The sequence below is a fragment of the Chryseobacterium mulctrae genome (genome assembly GCF_006175945.1).
In the GTDB taxonomy this organism is placed as follows: domain Bacteria; phylum Bacteroidota; class Bacteroidia; order Flavobacteriales; family Weeksellaceae; genus Chryseobacterium; species Chryseobacterium mulctrae.
In genome coordinates this window covers 3,079,329-3,102,886 of record NZ_VAJL01000001.1, presented here as the reverse complement: position 1 = coordinate 3,102,886, position 23,558 = coordinate 3,079,329, and the positions used below count along the sequence as shown (strand labels likewise).

At 33.6% G+C, this 23,558-nt stretch carries 21 protein-coding genes; 13 read left to right on the top strand and 8 right to left on the bottom strand.

From position 1 onward, the window contains the following. The first annotated feature begins 16 nt into the window (after positions 1–16). Positions 17–460, top strand: a complete 444-nt coding sequence (locus FDY99_RS14285; protein ID WP_139422388.1) for a hypothetical protein — start codon at positions 17–19, stop codon at positions 458–460. Between the two features lie 159 nt (positions 461–619). Here the strand turns inward: FDY99_RS14285 and FDY99_RS14280 are convergent, their stop codons facing one another. From FDY99_RS14280 to FDY99_RS14270, 3 genes are read right to left on the bottom strand one after another with little or no spacing between them, the layout of a single operon-like run. Continuing rightward, the gene (locus FDY99_RS14280) at positions 620–1,135 is read right to left on the bottom strand and encodes a gamma carbonic anhydrase family protein (RefSeq protein ID WP_139422386.1); all 516 of its coding nucleotides are present in this window, start codon (positions 1,133–1,135) and stop codon (positions 620–622) included. Between the two features lie 9 nt (positions 1,136–1,144). Further along, complete coding sequence (locus FDY99_RS14275) at positions 1,145–1,468, bottom strand: hypothetical protein (RefSeq protein ID WP_139422384.1); 324 nt, start codon at positions 1,466–1,468, stop codon at positions 1,145–1,147. Then, positions 1,465–1,731 carry a hypothetical protein gene (locus FDY99_RS14270; RefSeq protein WP_139422382.1) on the bottom strand — a complete coding sequence of 89 codons (267 nt, stop codon included), beginning with the start codon at positions 1,729–1,731 and terminating at the stop codon, positions 1,465–1,467. The genes FDY99_RS14275 and FDY99_RS14270 overlap by 4 nt, the downstream gene beginning before the upstream one ends. Positions 1,732–1,827: 96 nt before the next feature. Here FDY99_RS14270 and FDY99_RS14265 point away from each other — a divergent pair, with 96 nt between their 5' ends. The 4 genes from FDY99_RS14265 to FDY99_RS14250 all read left to right on the top strand — a co-directional run bounded on the left by FDY99_RS14265 (position 1,828) and on the right by FDY99_RS14250 (position 4,509). Further along, on the top strand, positions 1,828–2,706 hold the full coding sequence (locus tag FDY99_RS14265; RefSeq protein WP_139422380.1) for a NifU family protein: 879 nt from the start codon (positions 1,828–1,830) through the stop codon (positions 2,704–2,706). 70 nt (positions 2,707–2,776) lie between these two features. After that, entirely contained in the window at positions 2,777–3,799 is a 1,023-nt protein-coding gene (hemH, locus tag FDY99_RS14260) for a ferrochelatase (protein WP_074230098.1), read from the top strand. Between the two features lie 213 nt (positions 3,800–4,012). Then, positions 4,013–4,243: a hypothetical protein gene (locus FDY99_RS14255; protein ID WP_139422376.1), complete on the top strand. Its 231-nt coding sequence runs from the start codon at positions 4,013–4,015 to the stop codon at positions 4,241–4,243. Beyond that, entirely contained in the window at positions 4,243–4,509 is a 267-nt protein-coding gene (locus FDY99_RS14250; RefSeq protein WP_139422375.1) for a hypothetical protein, read from the top strand. Before FDY99_RS14255 ends, FDY99_RS14250 begins: the two co-directional genes overlap by 1 nt. A gap of 171 nt (positions 4,510–4,680) precedes the next feature. Here the strand turns inward: FDY99_RS14250 and FDY99_RS14245 are convergent, their stop codons facing one another. Then, positions 4,681–5,892, bottom strand: coding sequence for a type IX secretion system plug protein (locus FDY99_RS14245; RefSeq protein ID WP_139422373.1), 1,212 nt, complete (start codon positions 5,890–5,892; stop codon positions 4,681–4,683). Between the two features lie 61 nt (positions 5,893–5,953). Between FDY99_RS14245 and FDY99_RS14240 the strand changes: the two genes are divergently transcribed. From FDY99_RS14240 to FDY99_RS14230, 3 genes are all read left to right on the top strand, one after another. Continuing rightward, positions 5,954–6,592, top strand: a complete 639-nt coding sequence (locus FDY99_RS14240) for an MBL fold metallo-hydrolase (RefSeq protein WP_139422371.1) — start codon at positions 5,954–5,956, stop codon at positions 6,590–6,592. A 1-nt stretch (position 6,593) separates the two neighbouring features. Beyond that, positions 6,594–7,040, top strand: coding sequence for a hypothetical protein (locus FDY99_RS14235; protein WP_139422369.1), 447 nt, complete (start codon positions 6,594–6,596; stop codon positions 7,038–7,040). Between the two features lie 79 nt (positions 7,041–7,119). Continuing rightward, entirely contained in the window at positions 7,120–7,428 is a 309-nt protein-coding gene (locus FDY99_RS14230; RefSeq protein ID WP_139422367.1) for a hypothetical protein, read from the top strand. Between the two features lie 89 nt (positions 7,429–7,517). Here the strand turns inward: FDY99_RS14230 and FDY99_RS14225 are convergent, their stop codons facing one another. From FDY99_RS14225 to FDY99_RS14215, 3 genes are all read right to left on the bottom strand, one after another. Next, entirely contained in the window at positions 7,518–9,956 is a 2,439-nt protein-coding gene (locus FDY99_RS14225) for a TonB-dependent receptor (protein ID WP_139422365.1), read from the bottom strand. Positions 9,957–10,145: 189 nt separating this feature from the next. Continuing rightward, positions 10,146–11,624 carry a trehalase family glycosidase gene (locus FDY99_RS14220; RefSeq protein ID WP_139422363.1) on the bottom strand — a complete coding sequence of 493 codons (1,479 nt, stop codon included), beginning with the start codon at positions 11,622–11,624 and terminating at the stop codon, positions 10,146–10,148. 2 nt (positions 11,625–11,626) lie between these two features. Next, the gene (locus FDY99_RS14215) at positions 11,627–12,856 is read right to left on the bottom strand and encodes an MFS transporter (protein WP_139422361.1); all 1,230 of its coding nucleotides are present in this window, start codon (positions 12,854–12,856) and stop codon (positions 11,627–11,629) included. A gap of 122 nt (positions 12,857–12,978) precedes the next feature. Here FDY99_RS14215 and FDY99_RS14210 point away from each other — a divergent pair, with 122 nt between their 5' ends. Further along, positions 12,979–13,881 (top strand): AraC family transcriptional regulator, encoded by a 903-nt coding sequence (locus tag FDY99_RS14210; RefSeq protein ID WP_139422359.1) that lies wholly within the window; start codon positions 12,979–12,981, stop codon positions 13,879–13,881. A 1,286-nt stretch (positions 13,882–15,167) separates the two neighbouring features. On the opposite strand, the gene FDY99_RS14205 is transcribed toward FDY99_RS14210, so the two are convergent. Beyond that, on the bottom strand, positions 15,168–15,722 hold the full coding sequence (locus FDY99_RS14205; protein ID WP_074230108.1) for a thioredoxin family protein: 555 nt from the start codon (positions 15,720–15,722) through the stop codon (positions 15,168–15,170). Between the two features lie 299 nt (positions 15,723–16,021). Between FDY99_RS14205 and FDY99_RS14200 the strand changes: the two genes are divergently transcribed. The 4 genes from FDY99_RS14200 to FDY99_RS14185 all read left to right on the top strand — a co-directional run bounded on the left by FDY99_RS14200 (position 16,022) and on the right by FDY99_RS14185 (position 23,257). Further along, the gene (locus FDY99_RS14200; RefSeq protein WP_074230109.1) at positions 16,022–16,618 is read left to right on the top strand and encodes a TetR/AcrR family transcriptional regulator; all 597 of its coding nucleotides are present in this window, start codon (positions 16,022–16,024) and stop codon (positions 16,616–16,618) included. Positions 16,619–16,964: 346 nt separating this feature from the next. Further along, on the top strand, positions 16,965–18,125 hold the full coding sequence (locus FDY99_RS14195; protein ID WP_139422358.1) for an efflux RND transporter periplasmic adaptor subunit: 1,161 nt from the start codon (positions 16,965–16,967) through the stop codon (positions 18,123–18,125). A 250-nt stretch (positions 18,126–18,375) separates the two neighbouring features. Further along, the gene (locus FDY99_RS14190; protein WP_139422356.1) at positions 18,376–21,558 is read left to right on the top strand and encodes an efflux RND transporter permease subunit; all 3,183 of its coding nucleotides are present in this window, start codon (positions 18,376–18,378) and stop codon (positions 21,556–21,558) included. A gap of 286 nt (positions 21,559–21,844) precedes the next feature. Then, positions 21,845–23,257, top strand: coding sequence for an efflux transporter outer membrane subunit (locus FDY99_RS14185; protein ID WP_139422354.1), 1,413 nt, complete (start codon positions 21,845–21,847; stop codon positions 23,255–23,257). The last annotated feature ends 301 nt before the right edge of the window (positions 23,258–23,558 follow it).

Here is a 23,558-nt window from a genome sequence, read left to right as displayed (position 1 = left end):
TTAAAAAAATTAATTTATGAAAAACTCGATCATTAAATATTCAACCATTGCGTTAATCAGCGCATTTACAATCAGTTCATGTGCCTCATCAAATTCTGGCAACACCACAAATTTACCCATAGATATTGCAGACAGACCTGCAGATGAAAGCAGCAAAAAATATGATGAAGCCAATCTGGATAAATTAAAAAGCATCATAGAATCTGAAATCGCAAAAGAAAAATGCACCGCAGCTTCTGAATGGACTTTTGCACCAATGGGATCTAAAGCTTGCGGCGGACCTGTTTCATATATTGCTTATCCCAAAAAATTGGAAACTTCAGTTCTTAGAAAAATTGAGCATTACACACAAACCATGTCTGATTTCAATAAAAAATATGGTATAACATCAGACTGTATGATGGTAGCAGAACCTACAGGTGTGAGATGTCAAGCTGAAAAAGCAGTTTTGGTATATTAGTAGATAGTTGATAGCTAACAGATTGAAATTTGAAATTCAAATTTCAAAAATATATAAAGAAGTTAAAAAAAGGTCTGAAATTATTTTGTTTCAGACCTTTTCAAGTTTTGGCTAAAGCCATCTCTATTAATAAGAAATATTATTTAGAATAAGTGAATACTAAACTTTATACCAAGAGGAATATTTCACATAATTATCTGCAATTCTATTCACTTCGCCTTCCAGAAGCGCTGCAGAAATATCTTTAATTTTTCTGGCAGGAACACCGCCCCAAACTTCACCAGATTTTATATGCGTTCCTTGTGTTACCACAGAGCCTGCACCTACAATAGAATTTTCTTCAATTGTACAGTCGTCCATCACGATAGAGCCCATTCCAATTAAAACATTGTCGTGAATTCTGCATCCGTGAACAATTGCATTGTGACCAATTGAAACATTATTTCCGATCTCTAAAGGGAATTTTTCGTACGTACAGTGCAACATCGCATTATCCTGTACATTCACTTTATCACCCATCGTAATATAATGCACATCGCCTCTGATTACTGCATTGTACCAAATGCTACAATCTTTTCCCATCGTTACATTTCCGATAACCGTTGCTGTTTCTGCCAAAAATGTATTTTCACCAATTTGCGGTGCCTTTCCTAAAAGTTCTTTTATAAGTGCCATATATTATTTTTATATTTTAAATTCTTTTAACGGAATCCAATAATAGTTTTCTTTAAAAATTTGAAATTCAGATTGATTTATTTTTAAGCGATCAAATTCATTTTTATTTAAAATCAATCCATCAAGATATCGTTTAGCAATATAATATTCAGGAGGATGCTTTCCTGAAATAGAAGAGGTATTACTATCTCCCTCCGAAACATAGGAATAACCAAAAGTAATCTCTCCAATTCCTCTTACATTTAATTCTTCAATAATGATATCATTTCCCATTAAATAATCTCCTGCTTCTAATTCGAATAATGCGGTTTTGAAGTTTATATTTAAATTCAATAATTGTTTATATAAAAAATCCCTAATCTCATAAAGTAAAGTCTTTCAAATAAAATATCTCTTCCATCAAAACTATCAGTGCTTAAACCGTAAGGTAGTAATTGAAGTACTATATCATCTGAATATTCAAGTTTATGAACCTCCGTACTCATTCTAACTTCAGTATGATTACTCAATTTTAATATTTGAGAAAATTTATTTTTACAATCATTTACTAAGTTTTCATTTTCAAAAACAATTCCTAATGAATAATACCAACCCATAATTTTTAAATGATGTTAATAGCAAAAATCTAACTCTCAACCTCCAGCTTCTAACTTCTAAATCCGTATTTTTGTACTCTCAAATTTAACGAAAAAATGCGTACGATACTTATAGAACCTACCGAAAACCCAAAAGTGATGAAATTTGTAGCTGATTACAACTTGATTCCGGGGTCTTTAGAGTTGGACAGAGATTCAGATATATCAGAAATTCCTTTGGCACAAGAGCTTTTTAATTATCCTTTTGTTGAAAGAGTTTTCATCACTGCTAATTTTGTAGCAGTTGCAAAACAAGATACTGTAGAATGGGAACATGTTGCAGAAAGTCTGAAAAATGTAATTGAAGACGAGCTTTTGGCCAACCCGAGAATTTATCTTCAGAAGAAAAAAGAAATGTTTCAGATTTATGCTGAGATGACTCCGAATCCTAATGCAATGAAATTTGTATCAAGCAAAATGCTTATGGACGGTTTCGTGGAAGTAAAATCAAGAAACGAAGCTCAAGGAGTTCCTTTGGCACAAGCGATTTTTACTGAATTTGATTTTGCTCAGGAAGTCTTTATTTCAGACAATTTCGTAGCTGTTACCAGAGATAATTCTGTGGAATGGCACCAAGTAATGATGGCTGTTCGTGGTTATATTGCAGAATATCTTCAAAGCGGAGGTGAAATTTCTAATATTGAATCTCAAAGACACGAAAATCCTGTAGAAAAGATCATCAACAGAGAATATACTGATGATGAGCAGAAAATTTCAGATATTTTAAATGAATATGTAGCTCCTGCTGTAGAAAACGATGGTGGAAAAATTTCTTTGATGGAATACGACGCTGCAAACAAAACGGCAAAGATGTTGCTACAAGGTGCTTGTTCAGGATGCCCAAGTTCAACCGCAACATTAAAAGGAGGAATTGAAAATATTTTAAAACAATTCGTTCCTGAGTTAGTTGAACACGTAGAAGCTGTAAACGGATAAAAATATTAGTAATGAGTAATGTGCAATCAGCAATGCATTACTCATTACCAATTACTCATTACTTATATTTATGAAAGGAATATTATTAGTCAATCTCGGCTCACCAAGATCAACGTCTGTACCCGATGTAAGAGAATATCTTGATGAGTTTTTGATGGACGAAAAGGTAATTGATTACCGATGGTTTTTCCGTGCGCTTTTGGTGCAGGGAATTATTTTAAATACAAGGCCCGCAAAATCTGCAGAAGCCTACAAAACGGTTTGGACAGATGAAGGTTCTCCATTGATTGTGATCACTCAGAGAATTCAGAAAAAACTTCAAAAGCTGGTTGATGTTCCGGTAGAAATCGGGATGCGATATGCACAACCGAGTATTGAAGCAGGAATTCAAAAGTTGGTTGACCAAGGAGTTTCGGAAATTGTCCTTTTCCCTTTGTATCCGCAATATGCGATGAGTACAACAGAAACGGTGATTGAAAAAGCCGAGGAAGTAAGAAAAAAGAAATTCCCGGGAATTAAGATCAATTACATTCAGCCTTTTTACAACAGAGAGATCTACATCGACTGTCTTGCAGAAAGCATCAGAGAAAAACTTCCTGAAAATTTCGACGCATTACAGTTTTCTTATCACGGTGTTCCGGAAAGACATATTTATAAAACAGATCCTACAAACACGTGTAATCTGAATGATTGTTGCTCCAGAGAAAACAATCCGAGTCATCAGTTTTGTTATCGCCATCAATGTTTTGATGTGACCAATTCTGTGATTAAAAAATTAGGTTTACCGAAAGAAAAAGTGATGGTTACCTTCCAATCCCGATTAGGAAAGGACAAATGGATGGAACCTTATACTGATGAAACTTTAGAAACTATTGGTAAAAAAGGAATTAAAAACCTTGCCATTGTTTGTCCGGCTTTCGTTTCTGATTGTCTCGAAACTTTAGAAGAAATTTCTGTAGAAGGAAAACATCAGTTTGAACACGGTGGTGGTGAAAATTTCCATTACATCCCTTGTCTGAACGATGAAGACCGATGGATCGATGTGGTAAAAATACTCTGTGAAGAAAAACTGAATGAGTTTTATTTAGTTTAAAACTTATTTAAAAAAATATATTAAAGACATTTGAGAGATCAGATGTCTTTTTTTATTTATTTTCAACAATACCCCCTAAAAAAACAATCAAAATAAAATAAAAATATATTTCTTGAGAAATAATTTAAATTTTAACAGGGGTTAATTTTGTATTTTGATATTTTTTCATACTTTTACCCTATCAAAAGATAGGGGTTACTTAAAATTTTTACAATGATGAACACAAGTTTAGAAATATTAAAAAAGAAGATTGAAAATTTCACTCCGGAACTTGCAGAAGCATTCATTAAGATCGTCGATAATTTAGATACAACTGTAAAATCTAATGTTTCACAATTTCAGTTGGATGAAGTCTCTAGCAGAATTGAATTTCATGCAGAAAACCCAGCAACGAAACTTGATTTTTTTGAGAACATTTCTGAATTAGAAAAAATCTGCGCGTAATGAAAGTTTTGCTATCATCGATTGCAAAAAATGACATTAGAATGCTGATGCGGGTTTTCAATGCTGAGGAACAGAACAAAGACAAAGATTTCCTGAATGATCTAAAAGAATCGATCAATATGATTTTGAGTGATCATCAAAAATTAGATATAAAAAACAGAGAACTTCAGGTTTATAAAACGGAAAATTTCCCTGTACAGATTTATTATTTATTTGAAGACAACGACAGTCTTTTTATAACGGCAGTTTTTAAGGAAAGCAATTAAGAATTCCTTTAGTATAGAACTTTTTTGACATTATTATATAGTTTAATTTTTCTGTTGATGTCTTCTCTTAAGGCATTAAACACTTTTAACAGAACCTTCCAAATGTGCAAGTTTGGAAGGTTTTGTATTTTAAATTATAATCTAAATTTCAGAAAGTAAATACATACAATATTATCTTACCGGCGTTCTGAATTCTCCATATCCAGCCAAACCATCATAATTTCTACCGAAAGGTTTGTAATATAAAAATGCCTGATAAAGATTTTCCGTCTGCCAGAAATTACCATTGATCTCCCCTAAATTTAAAGAACCATTTGCTTCTTTCGTTGCTAAAATATAATTGTAAAAACCTTGCTTCATATACACTTTAGCAACATATTTTTTTGCCGCTTCATCATAATGCATTTGGAATTCTTTGGTTGCTTTAAAATCATTAAATCCACCTACAACATACAATTCTTTATCTATCGGATCAGAATCTATCGAAAAATGCACCCATGCATAATCAGCTTCACGAGTCGCATCTCTTTCTAATCCCAAATCATTTCTTCGGTAATACCAAGCTCCGTTTACATCCGGTTGATATTGATAATTTAAAGGATACGCCCAAACCGGATGAAGATACGTTTGGTTAACTCCGTCAACAATTCCAGTTTCACGCACCATATCAGCTGCAAGTTTCATGTTTTTATTATCAAAATAATAAAACTCGTTATTTCCAGGAAAAGCAAGACCCAACTGTTGAAAAAGTAATTGATTTCCCATCGTTGCGCTTGGTTTCTGATTCGTAATCTTCATATTCGGGTTGTTATTCTGCATCACCGTAAGTGTCATTGAATTTACATTCGAAGTAAGATCTCCGGCTTTTGAAACAGCCTGTACTTCTACCCTTTGGTTGATATTTGGATTTTTCGCGTCTGCAATTCTAGAAATATTCAATGCTAAATTCACATTCTCTTCCACAATCGAAAATCTTCTTTTGAAAAGCGGTTGATCAACCGAGCTTTTGTAAACAATCAATTCAAAATTTCCTGAAATTTTTGGTTGCATTTTCTCATTCGGAAACTTTAAAGTATAATGAGTATAAGCCTGAAGCGTATTAAAAGAATACTGAAACTGATCCAGCAAAGCGTTCATCGAACCATTGGCAATTTCACTAAAAAAAAGATTGTCATCTTCCCAGTTTCTGTCGAAATGTTTGATGGTATAACGATACAATTCACTTGAATTGGTTAAATCGTCAAAACTCAACACCAATTGCTGATTCATCGTGATAACCGGCGTTTCGTCATTGGTCTGAGGATTAAACAACTGAATACTTTGAATGTTCTGCCCGAAAGCCAGCGAACCTAAACTGAGTAAAAATATCTGCAACGTTTTCATTATGACGAAGATAACGAATCTCTAAAGAATATTGTATTTTTGATAAAAAAATATTCAGAATATGTTTCAAATACAGGCCTTCGTGTTCAATTTTGCAAGTGAAAATACTTACGTTCTTTTTAATGAAAATAAAAATGCCTGGATTATAGATCCGGGAAATATAAACGAGCAGGAAACCAAAGCTATCGAAAGTTTCATTACAGAAAATGAATTGAAGATTGAGAAAATCATATTGACTCACGCACATATTGATCATGTTTTAGGTTTACAATGGGCTTTTGATACGTTTAAAATTCCGGTAACGATGCATCAGGAAGATCAGGAAGTTTTAGATATGCTTCAGGCAAGCGGAGCGAGGTTTGGCTTTCAGATTCCTGCAGTAAAAGTTGATACCGAATACATCAATGAAGGTGATGAACTGGATTTTGATGGAGAAAAATTTAAAATCTATCATGTTCCGGGACATTCTCCGGGAAGTGTGGTTTATCATAATGAAACTCAAAAATTTATGATCTCCGGTGATGTTTTGTTTGAAGGAAGCATCGGAAGAACAGATCTGTACAAAGGAAATTATGATCAATTAATCGATGGAATTAAAACTAAACTTTTTGTTTTGGATGATGAAACGCAGGTCTTTTCAGGACATGGAAATCCCACAACGATCGGTTTTGAGAAACAGTATAATCCGTTTTTGAGATAAAATGACACCAAAAAAAATATATTACTTACTTTTTCTCTTTGTTTTTTTCATAACAAGAGTAAATGCGCAATTTGTAGGATATTACAAAATGGATGATGAAGGTTTAGACATACCAACTTATTCGTTATTTATATTACCCGACAACAAATTTTATTTTTTCAAATATGGCAGCTGGAAAACTGGAAAATGGAATGAAATTGATAAGGAAAATATAGAATTAATTGAGATTAAATCTGAAATTCCTCCTATTGAGGTTTATGGAAAACCTGATGAAAATAAAAAGGAAACAACTACCATCAACCTATTTGGTTATTTAAACGGACCTCTTAAAACTTATGCTTTCATAAACTTTTCAAAAGATACTATTTCTCCGAAAAAATTTCAACCCGTTTTTAACGTTGATGAAAAATTGAGAGAAAACAGTTATGTAATTACCAAAAAAAAATGAAGGTTATAATTGGCTTACATTTAGTATTCCTGCCAACAAAAATAAAGTAAAATATGAAATCAGTTATCCTTTAGATGCAGTGAGTTATGCATTTCCAGTTGATAAAAAGTATAATTACTATTACATCATAGAAAATATAGATTCTGTTCTACAACCTGTAACCTTAACACTTACAAAACAAAATAATGCCTATTATATTGGTGTTGATAGATATATAAAACAAAAAGAATTGACGGCAGCTGAAACATTGAAAAAAATTGAAGATGCCAAAATATCGGTCGAGAATGAAAGTTACAAGAAGAATTTCGGAACCAAAATCCCCTACAAATCTGTAGAAAAAACCTTTATAAGTGAAACTTCAATTCTTGATTCACCAAGTGGAAAATAGATAATCACAAGATTTTTTTTAACAGATTAAAAAAAAATAAAACCGCCAGAAACTCTCTGACGGTTTTATTTTTATATGAAGAAACTAATTTAAAAGTCTAACGTAATTGAAGCTCTTACAGCTGCACCCATAATTGGTCTTGCCATAATTGTTCCGTCACCAGATGGAGATCCTGCTCTTGGATCACCTTCTGTAATTCCGATGGTGTTGAAGATATTCGTTCCATCAACCGCAAATCTGATTTTTCCCAATTGATAAGAAGTTCCTGCTCCCACTTCTGAAAATGATGGTAATGTCTGCGCGTTTTTCTCATCCTGGAAACGTTTTCCGTAATAATTTACACTTGCATACGCTCTCCATTGCTTTGTGATATTCACAGCCGGAGCAATATTAAAGTAAAACTTAGGCATTCTTCTTACCGTATTATCATCATAATTAAATGTCGTTCCGTCTGCATTGTTTCCTACAAAATCTTTGTATTTCGGATTTTGAATGGTTCCGTTGAAAGTTACTTCCAATAAATTATTAAACAATCTCGCATAACCTTCTAATTCCACCCCAAAATTGGTGGTGTTGGCAAATTTATTTTCTGAAGTTCCATCAGAGAAAACATCGGTAAACGATAGATTTTTCAACGTAGAATAGAACGGAATCACCGCAATATCAAACGTTCTTGAGTAATATTTATATCCAACTTCCAGCTGATTGGTCGTTACTGGTTTTATCGCTGAAAGATTCGTCATATTATTGTAATACGCTTCTTCATTCGGAGACCTGAAACCATTAGAAAAACGAGCATAGACTGCGTTTTCTGAATTAATTTTATAATTTAAAGCCGTTGTAAAAGAAACTCTGTTGACATCATAATTCCAATAGGTGAATTTATTTCCCAAAACTGACATGTTATCATCTGCAGTGGTCGTTAAGAAACTGTGCGTTCCGTCTGTCGTTAAACCTGAATTATTTAAATTTCCTGAAGTGGTGTTTACGCCATAACCTTTGTAGAAATCACGACTGTAACGAATTCCTCCGTTGAAACTTAATTGATCTGTGATATTGTAATCTAAGTTCGCATATAGATCATTCAAACTTCCCTGAACCTGAGAATCCCTCAACAGGAAAGACATTTCTGTAACTCCATTGTATGTTTTAGAATAACCTGTACTGTTCGGTGTAAGTGAAGTATCAACTAAATTTAACAACTCCGGATTATCTGAAGCAGTTGCTAAAATATTGCTCCAGTTCCAATTTTGATGAGATTTCCAGTTAGATTTATAGAAACCCGCCGTTACATTTCCTTTATCAAATTTATAGCTGAACTGTAAGTCGTTTACAAAATTATTCATCTGTTTATCAATCGCCCAAAAACCTAATTTCTGAACAAAAGCCGGATTCATAACCGCACCAGAACTTACGGAAGAATATTGGAAATTATTACCTGCAATTCCATAACTTCTTGCAAAATCTGCAGCTGAAGTTGGTCCTCCGGAAGGGAAAATTCCGGTATAATTCATATTGATATTGGTGTATCTTGTTTTATTTAAAACAGAGAAATTCCCACCCAAATCATATTTAAATTCAGCTCCCAAAACATCAACTTTCGGATGAATTCCGTCTTCTAAATTTCTGCTGAAAAATCCTCCACCCGCTTGTGGAATATTTAACTGACTGATATTTCTATAGCTGTACGTTCCATAATTAGCATCAAAACCAGCAAATTCTTTCAGATCATTTCCATTTTGCACCAAAGGAATCGGAAGATAGAAAGTATTTCTGTCGTCTAATTTTTTGTAATACACTTTTGCATATCCTTTGTCGAAAACATATTTCAGATTCATTCTTATTTGTCCGCCCTGATTAGCTTTAAAACCAGTTTTTCTGATTCCGTCATCTGTTCTGTAAAAACCTCCTACATTAAAAAACAATTTATCCTGCACCAAAGCTCCGCCAACATTCACATCAGTACGCATCAATCCGTAAGTACTGGTTTCCAGTTTTGCCGTTCCTTTGAAATCATTTCCGCCTTCTTTGGTAATAAAATTGATCAAACCTCCGGGAGAATTGGTCGCAAAAATAGATCCTGAACCTCCTCTTAAAGCTTCCAATCTGCTTACAGAATTATCTACACGGAAAAAATTATCAGCATTCGCAAACTGTAAGGCTCCATCTTCAAAAACCGGAAGACCATCTTCCTGAACCTGCACAAATTCATAAGCTCCAGCTGAAGGAATTCCTCTTGCAAAAAGGTTATTTCCTACTTCACCACCCGAAGTTTCAACCGCAAAACCGGGAACTCTTTGCAACAAAGCTGCTGCGCTGATCGGGTTTTGTTTCTGAATTTCCTTTGCACTGAACGTAGAAATTGCAGTACTGGATTCTATTTTCTTTTTAGGATTTGAATTTCCCGTGATTACCACCTGATCAATAGATGCAGTTCTTGTAGAATCCTGTGGAGTTTCCTGAGCATACGTATTATTGAAATAAAGCGTAGCAATTCCGGCAAGCAAAAAAATTGATTTGTTTTTCATAGCCAAATTGTTTTTTATATAGTTTGTTTTTAATTTTGTTTTAGTTTTTTTTTAAAACATTAAGGAGATTTAAGATTTTAAGTTGAATTAAGGAAAACATCAAAGATGTTTCATAAGCGCTTAATTATTCAACAAAGTCAAATCTCTTAATTGCTCTTATCGAAATTCATCATCTTAATTCATTAATGTTTAATTCCGTTTTAATTTAAGATAAACACCATTCGTCCATCCGAAGCCGTCCTGATTGGGATATTCTCCTCCACCTGCAACAGTTTCTATATCTAAAGCATTGTATTTTTCCATCAATTTCCCAGTATTCCTGTAAACTCTTTCAACATTTGAAGACCAATTGCTTTTAATTTTTTCAGCCAAATCATCAAACCCATAATTTTTCATCGATTTAAAACCCAACCATTGATAAGGCGCCCAAGCATTTGGGAAATCCCATTGCTGACCAGAATTTTTGGTCGTAGTAACCAATCCACCTTGATAAAGAAATTTTTCTTCAATATTTTTAGCAACCGATCTTGCTTGATTTTCAGTCGCTAAACCAAGAAATAAAGGATAAAGCGCTGCAATATGTTCAGACGAAGTTTTTGTATTTTTTTTCGTGTGATAATCTTTATACGTTCCGGAGTTTTCATCCCAGAAATATTTATCGATCATCTGTTTTCTGCCTGTCGCTCTTTCTGAATAATACTTTTCTTTTTCAGATAAATTTTGAAGCGATGAAGATTTTGCTAAAGTGTTTTCCAAATGCCATAAAAGACTGTTTAGATCAACCTGAGAAAGATCTAAAGTTTCAATTGTCTGAATTTTATCTCCGTCTGCAAACCATCTGCTTGAAAAATCCCAACCCGATTCACAGGCGCTTCTTATGTTTCTGTAAAATTCTTCATTTGCATTTTCACTATCTTCAATATCAATTAAATAACTTTCGGGACGCGGTTCATTTGCTTCATCGAAATACCTGTTTAAAATATCTCCATCAACTGTTTTCACCACTCTTTTTATATTTGAACCGTTATCCAGATCTTTTTCACCATTCATCCAAAAAGCATATTCCTTCTCTAAAGTATCGTAATATTTGATGTAAATATTTTCATCTTTCGTTGTTTCAAAAAGCAAATCGAGCATCAACGAAAAATAAGGCGGTTGAGAACGACTTAAAAAATGAGTTCTGCTTGCATTTGGTACAAAACCGACAGTCTGAATTAAATAAGAACAATTTTCAATGATATTTTCCATCATTTCTATTCTTCCAGAAGTTTGCAAACCCAACATAATGAAATAGCTGTCCCAATAGAAAAATTCGTTGAAACGACCTCCCGGAACAACATAAGGCTTTGGAAGTTTTAACAAAGTTCCTTTTTCTTCATAAGCTGTTCTGGTCAATTCGTCCCAAAGTTTTTCGATATGCTCATCAATCGGTAATTGTGTTTCTCTTGTAATTGAAATTTTAGTTCCCAAAAAATCGAAATTAGAAAGTATAAATTGTTTTAAATCAAAACCTTCTGCATTTTTTTCATTTTCATATTTAGAATTAATTTCAGAAACAGAAAATAATGGAACCGCATCTGTCATTGTTTTTTGGTCTTCAAAAATCTGAGACCTTTGAACCTCATCAAAAAGCGTCTGAATTTCGTTGATGTATAGTGAATTATTCATCTTTATTTTTTAGGATTTATTTTTAATTTATTCATGATAATTGCAGAAACAATCAATAGCGAAAGTGGAATTAATGAAAGATAAAACGCCTGTTGTCCACTGAATTCCTGAAATACAAAACCGGTTATGATAGAACCTACCGTACCTCCGATCGCAGAGAAAACGACAATTAAACCAGCCATTGCGCTGTGCAAATATTTTGGGATCGATGCTAAGATCACAGAATTGATACTCGGATAAATTGGAGCCAACAACCCGCCCATTAATGGAAATAAATACACGACGAGCGGAGCATTGAACCAATTGGTATTTGTATTAATATGAATGTTATGAGTTAATGGTAAGACCAAAAGAATGCTTATTGCAAAGCCAACAACACAGAAAGAAACCACATAGATCCAGCTGAATTTCTTAGAGAAAAAGCCCGATAAAAATCGTCCTAATGCAAAAGCTCCTGCTAAAACTGCTCCTGCCTGAATAGACATCGAAGTCGGAACTTTTAAAATTTCTTTATAAAAAGTGGGAGTCCAGGTCTGGAAACTTTGCTCCACCAAAACAAAAAGGAAAGCGCACAGCAAAAAGAACAATACTTTTTTGTAACTGAATAAACTGATGCTGTTTCTTAAATCTCCAAGCAAATCGGTTTTCTCACTTTTCGCATCACTTTCATTGAGCTTAGTAAAAAATAAAAACAAAAATGACAAGGTAGAAACTCCACCCAAAACCCAATAAACATTAAGCCAATGCGTAGATTTGGGATTATGATCGTCGATAAAAAGGCTGAATAAAACATTTCCCGCTAAAACTCCAATCATGAAAAATCCTTCCAGATATCCCATAAAACTTGAATGTTCTTTATCTGTATTGGTTACCAGTCCGATTGAAGTAAAAACTGAAATTTTGATCAATGCGAAAGAAATCCCAACAATGGTAAACAATAATTTGAAAAACCAGAAATCATTGGCAAAAGGCATCACAAAACATATACAGCTCACCAAAAACAATGCGATCAACATTGATTTTTTAATTCCTATTTTTGGTAAAAATGATGCTAAAATAAATGAGCAAATTGCAATCGGTAAATCTTTAAAACCCTCTAAAACACTAGCCGAAGATTTTGTAATTCCGAAATTTTGCTGCATCTGTAAAATAACCGTTCCTACCGAATTCAAAAGAATGGCAAAAACGAAATAGTTTAAAAACAGAACCGCCTTGATGTTGAAATTTTTCATTAATTAATTTCTTGGTGGCTAAGATAGAAGCATTCCGGTTAACGTTAATTTAACACGGTAAATGAATATTTGAACTGTATTAATATAATTCTTATTTTAGACAACAAAATAAGGTTAATTAAATGAAAGTTACTTTTGAACGAGTGATTCCCAATGAAAAGAGTTCTTTCCGCACGATTCATAATAACTCTCCTATTTCAGAATTTAAATGGGAATATCATTATCATCCCGAAATTGAGCTTGTCTGCGTACTTTCCGGGAGCGGAACACGCCACGTCGGTTACCATAAAAGTAATTATACCAATGGCGATTTGGTTTTGATTGGTTCAAATATTCCACATTCCGGATTTGGTTTAAATTCGATCGATCCACATGAAGAAATTGTACTCCAGTTCAAACAGGAAATTTTGCAGTTTCCAGAACAGGAAGTTGAAGCAAGATCGATCAAAGACTTACTGGAGCTTTCTAAATATGGTATAAAATTTCACCGAAAAATCAAAAAAACAATGATTCCAAAACTGAGATTGATGCTGGAATCTGAAGGCTACAAAAGATATTTACTGTTGCTTGAAATCCTTTTTGAACTTTCACAATCTAAAGATTATGAGCTTTTGAATAACGAAATTATGCCTTACACCATCATTTCAAAAAACAAAACGAGGCTGGAAAATATTTTCACTTTTGTAGAACACAATTACGACAAAGAAATCAATATTGAAGATGTTGCTAAATTGGCCAATCTTACACTTCCGGCATTCTGTAATTTCTTTAAAAAGGCAACTCAGATCACCTTTACGGAGTTTGTGAATAGATACCGTATCAACAAAGCATGTTTATTAATGGCGCAGGACAAAAGTATTTCTGAGTGCAGCTACAGTTGTGGTTTTAACAATGTTACTTATTTCAATAGAATGTTTAAAAAATATACAGAAAAAACACCTTCAGAGTTTATGAAAAATTTTTCACACAATAAAGTGAATGTAGATTTGAAGGTTGAAGAAACTAAAATAAAAATTGGATTTTAAATTGTGGATAACTCTGTGGATAAAATTGTGGATAACTTTCCGCTATTACAAGTTATTGATTTTAAATAACATAATTTTAAAAATCGCTAAGATGATATTTTCCTCATTGTTGATAACCTATAAAGATATCAACAATTTTCCACAAGATCTATTTCTATTAAATACAAGATGCAGCGACGATAGAGAATTAATTATAGATTCATAGCAATATTATTCAATCTTACACCTCCTCTTTTCTATTATTTCTTTTTAAACCCCACTAAAGAATTTGTATCCCGGTATTGCATATTTTTTTATTGATGACAAACAAAAAAAACACATCCAATAAAGTTAGAGCCTTAATTTTAATCGTCTTATCTATTTTAATAAAACATAAAAATATATTCAAAAGACATCTTGAGAATTTATTTTAATAAAAATTAAATATGATTTTAAAATTCAAAAAACTTAAAATAAAATTAGTTTTTAAATTGGGGATAATGATGTGGATAAAATTGGGGATAACTTCCAAATATTACAAAATATCCATCTAGAAGCTATATAGAAGGCTATTTTTAAAAATAACAAGATTCTATATTGTTAGTAACTTATGAAGATATTAATAATACTTATCTAAAAACAACCTCCATTTATGGAAAGTAGAATTACAATAAAGAAATCAATAATGAAGTTATCAACCAATTGATCAATCCTACAACTTCCTACATTTTTCAGAAGCATTTCAAGTCAAATTTACATAGCCAATAAGCCGACAATAAAAAAATATATTAGTGCTGACAAAGGATAAAAGTATATCAAGATCACTAATACAAATCTATCTTTCAAATACTTAATAATTTTAATAATACGCAAAAGTAAATTTAAAAAGGCGTCTTATGAACTGAGGAATAATATATCATGTAATAATTCTAAAATTAAAAACAAATTTTAATCGCATTTATCAACAATAAATTGTGGATAAGCCTGTGGATAACTTTGTGGATAACATTTAACATAATCAACAACAGACTACTTATCAATTAGATAAAATTAAATTCCTCAATTGAAATTAGAAAAAAATAATCAATTCTAATTTTTATTAAATTTTATAAATTAAAGATTTTCAATAAGTTGATAAAAAAGAAAATTTTCACACTAAGATAGTTGTGGAAACTATGTGGATAAAATTGTGGATAACTCTAAAACAGTCTGATTATCAATAACAATATATGAAAAAAAGCTATCCCAAAAAGGACAGCTTATATATTATTTGCAAGAAAAATTAACCTGCAACAATTAACTTACAATTATTTCCATTTAATATTGCAACCCATGCTCGGTCTCTGAATTTCTTCCTGAGGCTCACCGATTAAAAGATTTTCAAAAGCAATAATTAAATCTTCTCCAGTCACTTCTTTATGATTTCCAGGTCTTGAATCATCCATCTGACCTCTGTAAATAAGGTCTAATTTATCATCAAAGAAGAAAAAATCTGGTGTGCAAGCTGCATCGTACGCTTTTGCAATTGCCTGACTTTCGTCATATAAATAAGGAAAGTCAAATTTTCTTTCGATTTGAAACTCAATCATTTTTTCCGGAGAATCCGCAGGATATTTTTCTACGTTATTAGAATTGATCGCGATAAATTCAATTCCTGCCTCATTATAATCTTCATAAAGTTCGGTTAGCTTATCAATAATGTGCAGTACAAACGGACAGTGATTGCACATAAAAATCACCAATGTACCTTTTTCACCTTTCAAATCATCTAATGACTGAACTTCATTGCTTTTTGAAGGATTCGGAAGTTCAAAAAACGGAGCTTTTGTACCTAATGCCAACATATTTGAGGGAGTATTCATATCTTTTTTATTTATCCACAAAGATAAAGATTTCTTTTCTTATCTAATAAGGAAGACCGAAGATGGATGATGAAAGTTTAAGCAGTTTTTTTGAAAAAAATCAATCAATCGAGTTAGACTATGTAATCTATCTATTTTTACAATAATATTAAAACTTTATCTTCCAGCTCCCATTCTTTCAGCATTCAGTAAATGATAATAGTTCACCAAATCTTCCATTAAAAATTAAATTTAAAAATTTGTTTGGAAGATGTATTTAAAAGTTTGTAGTTTTGCTAACACTGTTAGTATATAAAATCATGGGTTTACATGAACGTCGTCAAAGAGAAAAAGAATCTATCCGTGCAAATATTTTGCAGGCAGCATTCACTTTGGCTAAAACTGACGGTTGGGCATCGCTTTCTATTCGTAAAATAGCTGATGCGATTGAGTACAGCGCTCCTGTTGTTTATGATCATTTCGAAAACAAAGAAGCGATTTTATATGAAATTTCTATCAACGGATTTCATTGCCTTCAAATAGAATTATTAAAAGCTCAGAAAAAACACGAAAGTCCAGAAGATCAGTTGACAGCAATTGTAGATGCTTATTGGAATTTTGCCTTTAAGAATAAAGAATATTACCAATTGATGTTCGGTTTGGGAATGCAGTGTAGCGGAAAAGGTTTAATGAAAGAAGAATTTTCGTCTTTTCAGGATATGATTTTCGACTGTACTTATGAAATTATCAAGAAAAAAGGATCAAATGAAGACAGTGCTTGTCACTCTTCTCATGCTTTGTTTTCTGCAGTTCACGGATTGATTTCGATTATGATGATGAGAAATGATGATATTCCTTCAACAATGAATAAAACGACTTTAGACGAAACAGTTTCGGCTTTTATTAAATCTTTGTAAATTTTTTTTGAACTAAAAATTAACACTGTTAGGAAAAGTAACACAAAACAATTAACATAATTTAAATTAAAAATAAAAGACTTTAAAAATGAAATACGATTTTTTCACATTATTTCTTGCCATTTTTTTTCCTTCTCATTAACACTGTTAAGAAAAATAACACCAAAAACCAATCAAACCAAAACTTAACTTCAAAATTGTAATCATGGAAATGACAATCTAAACCACCAGTTAAAATCAGGTTATTTTTTTGACTTCTCAATTAACACTGTTAGAAAATATAACATGATTTAAAATAAAAACAACATTACTTAAATTAACACTTTATTAAAAAATAAAACTTAAAATGAAAACAACTGCAAAAGCAAAATTAATCGTACTTATATCGAGTATCATTCTTTTACAAAATTGCACAAAAGCAGCAGAAGGCACCAATGCCGCTCCACCCGCTCCAGAATTGCCAGTTTATACTGTTACTACATCTCCAGCAACAATATATCAGGAATTTCCAACTGCATTAGAAGGAAAAAATAATGTGGAAATAAGATCTCAGGTTGATGGATATTTAGATAAAATTTATGTAGAAGAAGGTGCTTATGTAAGAGCCGGACAAGCTTTATTTAAAATAGATTCAAGAGCTTACGGAGAGCAGATGAATATGGCCAATGCTAACTTACAGGTTGCTAATGCCAATATTCAGAAAGCAAAAGTTGAGGTTGACAGACTGGAGCCTCTTGTATCTGCAAAAGTAGTTTCTGAAGTACAGTTGAGAACAGCAAAAGCAAATTACGCCGCAGCCGTTGCAGCAGCTTCACAAGCAAAAGCTTCAGTTGGCGGAGCAAAGATCAATGTAGGATTTACAACGATTACAGCTCCTGTAAGCGGTTACATTGGAAGAATTCCTTATAAAAAAGGAAGTTTAATTTCAAGAACAGATGCCAATCCGTTGACTTTATTATCAGATATCAGCGAAATTTATGCGTATTTCTCTTTAAGCGAACTTGATTTTATTGGTTTTCAGAAAAAATATCCGGGAGCAACTTTAAACGAAAAACTTAAAAATATGCCGATGGTAGATTTGGTGATTGCCGACAACACTACATATCCTGAAAAAGGTAAAATGAGCATTGTTGACGGACAGTTTGATAAAACCACAGGTGCAATCAGTGTTCGTGCCGTTTTTCCAAATGCAAACGGAGCATTGAGAACAGGAAACACAGGCCGAGTTCGTATGCCTCAATTATTCGCCAATACGCTTGTTATTCCACAAGAATCAACTTTCGAAATACAGGATAAAACCTATGTTTATATTGTTGGAAAGGATAAAAAAGTAACCGGCAAGCCTATAACAATTTCTGGAAAAACAGACAGTTATTACTTTATTTCCGAAGGACTTGCAGCAGGTGAAAAAATTGTTTACACAGGAATTGGCGCATTGAAAGATGGTGTTACCATTCAGCCAAAAAACATTTCTTCCGACAGTCTTTTGAAAGCAAGACCATTGTAAAAACCGTTTAAATTTTAACCACAAGAGTCACAAAAGATTTTTTTCTGTCTGAAAAAGTAGAATGCTAAAATTTTAAAGTTCACAAAAACGAAGATCTAAGATTTTCAAAACTAATGTGTTCTTTTTAAAAGCAATAATTAAAACTTAATGTGACTAATGTGTTTAAAAACTATTGTGTTTTTTGACTTCGTCGAATCTTCGATTTGTGGTAAGAACATAGTTTAAACAACATTAAAAAAATAAACTTCTTATGTTAAAAAAATTCATAGATAGACCGGTACTTTCTACGGTTATCTCCATTATACTTTTGCTATTGGGAGCGATGTCGGTTTTCAACCTTCCGATTACTCTGTTTCCCGATATAGCACCACCGAGTGTTCAGGTGACGGCATTTTATCCGGGAGCGAATGCAGAAGTTGTTGCCCGTTCCGTTGCAGTTCCTATTGAGGAAGCGGTAAACGGTGTTGAGAACATGACGTATATGACCTCAAATTCAAGTAACGACGGATCAATGACTTTGAGCGTATTTTTCAAGCAAGGTTCAGATCCAGATAACGCAGCGGTAAATGTTCAAAACCGTGTTTCAAAAGCCATGAGCCAGCTTCCACAGGAGGTTGTACAGGCGGGAATTTCTACTCAGAAAGTTCAAAACAGTATGATTATGTTTATGGGACTTTCGAGTAATGACCCGAAACAATATGACGAACTTTTCTTACAAAATTATTTGAAAATCAATGTGATTCCACAAATACAACGTATTCCGGGAGTTGCTCAGGCTCAGGTCTTCGGAACAAGAGATTATTCGATGAGACTTTGGTTGAAACCAGACAGATTGGCCGTCAATAATCTTTCTCCGCAGGAAGTTTTAGCAGCAGTAAAAGATCATAATCTTGAAGCTGCTCCAGGACGTTTGGGACAAGGAAGCAAGGAAACTTACGAATATATCTTAAAATATAAAGGTAAATTAAATAAAAACGAAGACTACGAAAATATTGCCATCAAATCGAATAGTGACGGTTCATTTTTAAGATTAAAAGATGTTGCAAGAGTAGAATTTGGTTCATATACTTACACGGCAGCGAATAGAGTTGATGGAAAACCGGTTGCAGGTTTTGCTATTCTTCAAACTGCTGGTTCAAATGCCAACGAAATTTTAACGGATATTGAAAAGCAGGTTGAACAGATGAAACCTTCGCTTCCAAAAGGAGTTGAGCCAATTATCATGTACAATTCTAAAGACTTTTTGGATGCATCAATTCATCAGGTTGTAGAAACTTTAATTATCGCATTCATTTTGGTATTTATTGTAGTATATATTTTCCTTCAGGATTTCAGATCTACATTAATTCCTGCGATCGCTGTTCCAGTAGCAATTGTCGGTACGTTTTTTTTCCTTCAATTATTTGGTTTCAGCATCAATATGTTGACATTATTCGCATTAGTTCTGGCCATTGGTATTGTTGTGGATGATGCGATCGTCGTCGTAGAAGCCGTCCATTCTAAAATGGAACAGACAGGAATGCAGGTTGAGCAAGCCACAACTCATTCGATGAGCGAAATTTCCGGAGCGATTATTTCTATTACACTGGTGATGTGTGCCGTATTTATTCCGGTTGGTTTTATGCAGGGTCCTGCAGGAGTTTTCTACAGACAGTTTGCTTTTACTTTGGTGATTGCGATTATGATTTCAGCAATTAATGCATTGACTTTAAGTCCGGCTTTATGTGCTTTATTGTTAAATGATCCTCAAGGAGAACATGGTGAACACGGTCAGAAAAAAGGTTTTGGAGCGAAGTTTTTCAACGCTTTCAACAAAAGCTTCAACAACATGACCCGAAAATACATTTACAGCCTTAAGTTTTTAATTAAAAATAAATGGGTTGCGGTTACAGGTTTAGCAGCAATTACGGCAGCGAGTATTTTCTTGATCAATAAAGCACCAACAGGATTTATTCCTACAGAAGATCAGGGATTTGTTTTGTATGCTGTGAATACTCCTCCTGGAAGTTCATTAGACAGAACACACAGAGCAACTGAGCAGATTGATAAAATCATCAATGGTGAAAAAGCAAAAAATCACCTTTGGGTAGCCGATGGAATGAACTTCATCAGTAATGCCAATGCTTCTCCTTATTCTGCAGGTTTTATTAAATTGAAAGATTACGAAGACCGTGGCGAAATGAAAGATCCCGATCAGATTGCAGCGGCTTTAACCGGAAAAGTAGCACAGGTAAAAGATGCAAACGCATTCTTCTTCAACTTCCCTACCGTACAAGGTTTTGGTAACGTTTCAGGTTTTGAATTTATGTTACAAGACAAGACCAATGGCTCTTTTGAACAATTGGGAGTCAATACTCAGGTTTTCATTGGAGAATTGATGAAACGTCCGGAAATTGCTTTTGCCTTTACAACTTACGCAGCCGGAAATCCTCAATACACAATTGATGTTGATACCGATAAAGCCAATCAGTTGGGAGTTTCTATTACAGAATTGATGCAGACAATGCAGATTTATTATGGAAGTAGTTTCGTTTCAGATTTCAACAGATTTGGAAAATATTACAGAGTAATGGCTCAAGCTGATATTCCTTACAGAACCGATGCTAATTCTATGGAAGGAATTTATGTTAAAAATAAATCGGGCGAAATGGTTCCTGTAAAAACTTTGGTCACTTTAAAAAGAACCTTCGGACCAGAAACGGTTTCAAGAAACAACCTATTCAACGCCGTAACCATCAACGGAACTCCAAAACCTGGTTACAGTACAGGAGACGCCATTAAAGCCGTGGAAGAAGTTGCTCAAAAATCGCTTCCAAGAGGATATGGTTACGAATGGACCGGAATTACCCGTGAAGAGATCAAAACCGGTGGACAAACTGCTTTTGTATTTATGCTAAGTATTTTGTTTGTGTATTTCTTATTGGCAGCTCAGTACGAAAGTTACATCCTTCCGTTTGCCGTTATTTTAACCATTCCTACAGGGATTTTCGGAGTATTTGCATTCACAGGATTAGCTGGAATTGACAATAACATTTACGTTCAGGTCGGATTGATCATGCTCGTCGGATTGTTAGCGAAAAATGCGATTTTGATTGTAGAATTTGCCGTTCAGCGAAGAAAAGCAGGAAAAACTTTAATTGAATCAGCACTTCAGGCTTCAAGATTACGTTTAAGACCCATTTTGATGACTTCATTTGCTTTCATTATCGGTATGCTTCCGTTGGTTTGGACTCAAGGTGCTGCAGCAAAAGGAAATCATTCAATCGGAATCAGTACTGTTGGTGGAATGTTTACAGGAGTTGTCTTCGGAATTTTCATCATTCCGGTGATGTATGTCATCTTCCAATATTTACATGAAAAAATGCCGAGCAGAAAACAAAAAAGACTTCAAAAACAAAAATTGGAGGAAGAACTTTTGGCAACAGCACATTAATAAAAAAAATGATCAACAAAACTTTGAGAAATAAAAATCGTATAAAATTTTTCTTCAAATTTAATTTTAAAGATTTTCTAAACCATTAAGGTTTTTATTAAGAAATTAAGAATATTAAGATGAGCTTCACTTGAAGCACAGTCTTAAAAAATCCATTGATTTTTCTTAACCCAACTTAACTTCTTAAATATCCTCAATGGTTCAAAACAAGCAAAATATTATCTCCTACTAAAGACAACTTTGCTTATCACTCAAAGTTTTGTGATCAATTTAAATATATAGACTTATGAAAAGAGTAAAAAATATAATCATCGCTTTTGGGATTGCATTAGGTGCAGTTTCTTGTGTGCCAAAATTGGCATATCAGGAAACGAAACCCGAACTTCCCGAAACATTCAAATATACCGCAACCGCAGACACTGCAAGCGTCGCAAACTTAGAATGGAAACAATTTTTCAACGATCCCATTTTACAGGATTTAATTGAGAAAGGAATTAAAAACAATTACGATCTACAAATTGCTTTAAAACAGGTCGCTTCTTCACAGGAAAAACTGAAACAGGCAAAATATCTTCAATATCCTGATGTAGGTTTCGGAGTTTCAGCACAAATTTCAAAACCTTCAAAAAACAGCATGAACGGACAAAGCTTAAATTTATTTTTAGGGCAAAGTCATGTTGAAGATTATAATGCAGCATTCAATTTATCTTGGGAAGCAGACATTTGGGGTAAAATTAAAAACCAGCAGGAAGTTTCAAAAATGCAATATTTGCAGACTTATGAAGCAACAAAAGCAATTCAAACACAAGTTGTTGCTGCGATTGCTCAAGGATATTACAATTTATTGATGCTCGATAAACAATTGCAGATTGCAAAATCAAACTTAGATTTAAGCACCAATACCCTTTCTCTTACAGAAAAATTGTGGCAAAGCGGTGATACGACTTCTTTGGGAGTTCAGCAGGCAACCGCTCAAAAGCAATCTACAGAACTTTTGATTACTCAATTGGAACAAAATATTGCGATTCAGGAAAATGCTTTGAGTATTTTGGTCGGTGAAAACCCGAATAAAGTCAACAGAACCATTGAAATGTCCGACACTTCTTTACCACAAGATATTTCAGCGGGACTTCCTGCAGCAATGGTGAGTCGTCGTCCTGATGTTCGTCAGCAGGAATTGGTTTTATTGGAATCAAATTCTTTGGTAGGAATTGCGCAGGCAAATATGTATCCTGCACTGAAAATTACCGCAAACGGCGGAGTAAACTCATTTAAAATTGATAACTGGTTTCAGATTCCGGCATCTTTGTTCGGTTCTGTTTTAGGTGGATTGACTCAGCCTATTTTCCAAAAAAGACAATTGAAAACAGATTTGAATGTTGCTAAAATTCAGAGAGAGAAAAACGTTTTGGCATTCCGTCAATCGGTTTTGAATGCTGTAGGTGAGGTTTCTGATGCTTTGGTCTCTAATGAAAGTTTAAAAGTTCAGGAACAAAAAGCAACCGAACAGGTAACAACACTGAAAAATGGAGTTAAAAGTGCTGAAATGCTTTACAAAGGCGGAATGGCAAATTACTTAGAAGTGATTACAGCTCAGGGAAATTCTTTACAGGCTGAACTGAATCTTGCGTCGGTAAAAAGACAGAGATTAAGCAGCATTGTAGATCTGTACCGTGCTTTAGGTGGCGGTTGGAAGTAGTAAATTTAATTATATTGTTAATGAAATGCGGTCTCTCGGGATCGCATTTTTTGTTTTAAATTAAACATTTATAAACAGTCGCATCATCATTCAGAACGGAACAAAGTTGAGTGAAGAATCTATAAAATATTTGCAGAGATTCTTCCTTCGTTAGAATGACAAAAGATTCAGCAAAAAAACACTTACAAAGTTTGTCATTCTGAGCGAAACGCAGTGTAGCGTGGAATCTAAGCTATTTTTCTAGGTTTTAAAAAAAATTCTTTGTTGAGATTCCTTCAGAATGACAAAGTATACGCTGATT

Excerpts from the sequence above, each read along its gene's own strand:
- FDY99_RS14285 (WP_139422388.1), top strand. The coding sequence starts at position 17 with ATGAAAAACTCGATCATTAAATATTCAACCATTGCGTTAATCAGCGCA.
- FDY99_RS14280 (WP_139422386.1), bottom strand. The coding sequence starts at position 1,135 with ATGGCACTTATAAAAGAACTTTTAGGAAAGGCACCGCAAATTGGTGAA.
- FDY99_RS14270 (WP_139422382.1), bottom strand. The coding sequence starts at position 1,731 with ATGGGTTGGTATTATTCATTAGGAATTGTTTTTGAAAATGAAAACTTA.
- FDY99_RS14265 (WP_139422380.1), top strand. The coding sequence starts at position 1,828 with ATGCGTACGATACTTATAGAACCTACCGAAAACCCAAAAGTGATGAAA.
- hemH (WP_074230098.1), top strand. The coding sequence starts at position 2,777 with ATGAAAGGAATATTATTAGTCAATCTCGGCTCACCAAGATCAACGTCT.
- FDY99_RS14255 (WP_139422376.1), top strand. The coding sequence starts at position 4,013 with ATGATGAACACAAGTTTAGAAATATTAAAAAAGAAGATTGAAAATTTC.
- FDY99_RS14250 (WP_139422375.1), top strand. The coding sequence starts at position 4,243 with ATGAAAGTTTTGCTATCATCGATTGCAAAAAATGACATTAGAATGCTG.
- FDY99_RS14245 (WP_139422373.1), bottom strand. The coding sequence starts at position 5,892 with ATGAAAACGTTGCAGATATTTTTACTCAGTTTAGGTTCGCTGGCTTTC.
- FDY99_RS14240 (WP_139422371.1), top strand. The coding sequence starts at position 5,954 with ATGTTTCAAATACAGGCCTTCGTGTTCAATTTTGCAAGTGAAAATACT.
- FDY99_RS14235 (WP_139422369.1), top strand. The coding sequence starts at position 6,594 with ATGACACCAAAAAAAATATATTACTTACTTTTTCTCTTTGTTTTTTTC.
- FDY99_RS14225 (WP_139422365.1), bottom strand. The coding sequence starts at position 9,956 with ATGAAAAACAAATCAATTTTTTTGCTTGCCGGAATTGCTACGCTTTAT.
- FDY99_RS14220 (WP_139422363.1), bottom strand. The coding sequence starts at position 11,624 with ATGAATAATTCACTATACATCAACGAAATTCAGACGCTTTTTGATGAG.
- FDY99_RS14215 (WP_139422361.1), bottom strand. The coding sequence starts at position 12,856 with ATGAAAAATTTCAACATCAAGGCGGTTCTGTTTTTAAACTATTTCGTT.
- FDY99_RS14210 (WP_139422359.1), top strand. The coding sequence starts at position 12,979 with ATGAAAGTTACTTTTGAACGAGTGATTCCCAATGAAAAGAGTTCTTTC.
- FDY99_RS14205 (WP_074230108.1), bottom strand. The coding sequence starts at position 15,722 with ATGAATACTCCCTCAAATATGTTGGCATTAGGTACAAAAGCTCCGTTT.
- FDY99_RS14200 (WP_074230109.1), top strand. The coding sequence starts at position 16,022 with ATGGGTTTACATGAACGTCGTCAAAGAGAAAAAGAATCTATCCGTGCA.
- FDY99_RS14195 (WP_139422358.1), top strand. The coding sequence starts at position 16,965 with ATGAAAACAACTGCAAAAGCAAAATTAATCGTACTTATATCGAGTATC.
- FDY99_RS14190 (WP_139422356.1), top strand. The coding sequence starts at position 18,376 with ATGTTAAAAAAATTCATAGATAGACCGGTACTTTCTACGGTTATCTCC.
- FDY99_RS14185 (WP_139422354.1), top strand. The coding sequence starts at position 21,845 with ATGAAAAGAGTAAAAAATATAATCATCGCTTTTGGGATTGCATTAGGT.